General features: G+C 72.3%; 2 protein-coding genes. Both read left to right on the forward strand.

The genetic code is table 11. The features are described 5' to 3' along the window. Nucleotides 1-101: 101 nt before the first annotated feature. Complete coding sequence (locus tag ABFX54_RS56320) at nucleotides 102-1,004, forward strand: ABC transporter ATP-binding protein (protein WP_346115558.1); 903 nt, start codon at nucleotides 102-104, stop codon at nucleotides 1,002-1,004. Next, nucleotides 1,001-2,511: ABC transporter permease (locus ABFX54_RS56325; protein ID WP_346115559.1), on the forward strand; the 1,511-nt coding region annotated here is incomplete at its 3' end. The genes ABFX54_RS56320 and ABFX54_RS56325, both read left to right, overlap by 4 nt.

Consider the following 2,511-nt stretch of genomic DNA (forward strand, 5'->3'; position numbering starts at 1 on the left):
GCTCGCCCTGCCAGGCCCTCATCGAGGACCGAGGTTGTGTCTTTCGGCCCTGCCGTCGCCGGCCCGGGCGCAGGACGCTCGGGGCGGTGGAAGGAGCTGACATGTCACCGGTGATCGTTGAGGGGCTGTGCAAGTGCTACGGGGCGGTGAAGGCCGTCGACGACGTGAGCTTCACCGTCGCGCAAGGTGAGGTGTTCGCGCTGCTCGGGCCGAACGGCGCGGGCAAGACCACCACGGTGGAGATCCTGGAGGGACATCGCGGCCGGGACGGCGGTCAGGTGTCGGTGCTCGGGTTCGACCCGGCCACCGGCGGTCGCGCCTACCGTGAGCACATCGGCATCGTGCTGCAGGAGGCCGGGTTCGAGGACGAGTTCTCCGTCGCCGAGCTGGTCCGGCTCTACGCGGGGTTCTACCCGCGTCCGCGTGACCCGTACGAGGTGGTCGAGCAGGTCGGGCTCAAGGACAAGCGCGACGCCCGCGTGCGTACGCTCTCCGGCGGGCAGCGCCGCCGCCTGGACCTGGCCCTCGGCCTGGTCGGCCGGCCCGAGGTGCTGTTCCTGGACGAGCCCACCACCGGCTTCGACCCGGCTGCTCGGCACCACGCGTGGGAGCTGATCGACGGGTTACGCGCCGGCGGCACCACCATTCTGCTCACCACCCACTACATGGACGAGGCCCAGCACCTGGCCGACCGCGTGGCGGTGCTGCGCGCGGGGCGGCTGGTCGCGATCGGGTCGCCGGACACGCTCGTCGCGGGGGAGCCCGCCAGCGTGCTGTCCTTCCGCCTCCCTGACGGCACGGCCGTGGCCGATCTGCCTGCCCTGGCGGGTCGTGTCGAGGCGCACGGTCCCGTGGTGTCGGTCGAGACCACGCGGCCGGCCGGGGACATGCACGCCCTGACCGGCTGGGCGCTGGAGCGCGGCATCGAGCTGACCGCCCTGACGCTGACCCGGCCGTCGCTGGAGGACGTCTACCTCGACCTGGTGAGCGAGGCGGCGTCATGATCTCCAGACTGGTCCGGCACGATGTCGTCGCCTTCTTCCGCAGCCCGGCCGCGGTCGTCTTCACCGTGGCGATGCCGCTGCTGATGACGGTGATCGTGGGTGCGGCCGTGGGCAACCAGGTCGTGGACGCCCGTACGGGGGTGCGGGTGATGCAGTTCGTCGTCCCCGTCATGGCGGTGTTCGGCGTCGCCCAGGTCTGCTTCGGCACGCTGGCCATCCGTCTGTCCGAGCTGCGCGACCGCGGCTGGCTGAAGCGGCTGCGCGGCACTCCCGTGCCCGCCTGGGCCGTGCTGACCGGGCTCGTCGGGGCGTCGCTGGTGGTCGCCGTGGTGACGGTCGCGCTCCTGCTGACAGTGGGCCTGCTCTTCTACGACGTGCAGATGGTCTGGCGGACGCTGCCCGCGCTTCTTCTCACCCTGCTGGCCGGCGCGGCCTGCTTCACCGCGCTCGGCTTCGCCATGGTCGCGCTCGTCCGCAATGGGGCGGCGGTGCAGTTGCTCGGCACCGGGCTGCTGCTGGCGCTGGCGTTCGTCTCCGACATCATGCTGGTCGGTGCCCGGCTGCCCGCCTGGCTGGACGTCGTCGGGTGGATCTTCCCGTTGCGGCACCTGGCCAATGCCGTCCGCGACGCCATGAACCCGCTGCTGTCCGGGACCGGTTTCCGTGGCGGTCATCTGGCGGTGCTGGCGGCGTGGGGGATCGGCGGCGCTGTCGTGGCCGTGTGGCGCTTCCGCTGGGAACGGCCCCCGGCCCGCGGCGCCGCGACCGGCGCGGCCCGCCCATGGACCGCGCGGCGGGGACGGCCCGCGGCGTGGCGGCTGGTGACCGGCCAGGTCGCGCACGCACTGGTCCGGCTGCGCCGCGACCCGTCCACGGCGTTCTTCACCATGGTGCTGCCGGTGCTGCTCCTGGCGCTGATCTCGCTCATCTTCGGGGAGGTCCAGGTGTCGGGCGTGCGGCTGCCGGTGTTCATGCTCGGCGCGATGATCACCTACACGGTGGGCGTCGCCTCGTACGTCAACCTCGCCGAGCGAACCGCCGGCGACCGGGAACGCGGCGTGCTCAAGCGTCTGTCGGGAACCCCGCTCCCCGGCTGGGCCTACCAGGCGGGCAACCTCGTCACCGCGCTGCTGGTCACCTCGGCGACGGCCGCCGTGCTCGCCACCGTGGCCGTGCTCGGCTTCGGGGTGCGGATCGAGCCTGCCATGATCGCCGGGATGCTCGGCGCGATCGCCGCCGGGGTCGCCTGCTTCACGGTGCTCAGCGCGCTGGTGGTGGCGTTCGTACGCGACCAGCAGACCGCCGGCGCGCTCACCCTGGGCACCTTCCTGCCCCTGGCCTTCGTCTCCGACGTGTTCATCATGGGAGGCGAGCTGCCCGGCGTACTGAGCACCATCGGCGACCTCTTCCCGCTCAAGCACCTCTCCCACACGCTGCTCGCCGTGCTGGACCCGGCAGGACGGCCATGGCCCTGGGCCGACCTGGCCGTGATCGCCACCTGGACGCT

The organism is Nonomuraea maheshkhaliensis, assembly GCF_039529435.1.
GTDB lineage: Bacteria > Actinomycetota > Actinomycetes > Streptosporangiales > Streptosporangiaceae > Nonomuraea > Nonomuraea maheshkhaliensis.

Coding starts and splice junctions, on each gene's coding strand:
- ABFX54_RS56320 (WP_346115558.1), top strand. CDS start 102: ATGTCACCGGTGATCGTTGAGGGGCTGTGCAAGTGCTACGGGGCGGTG.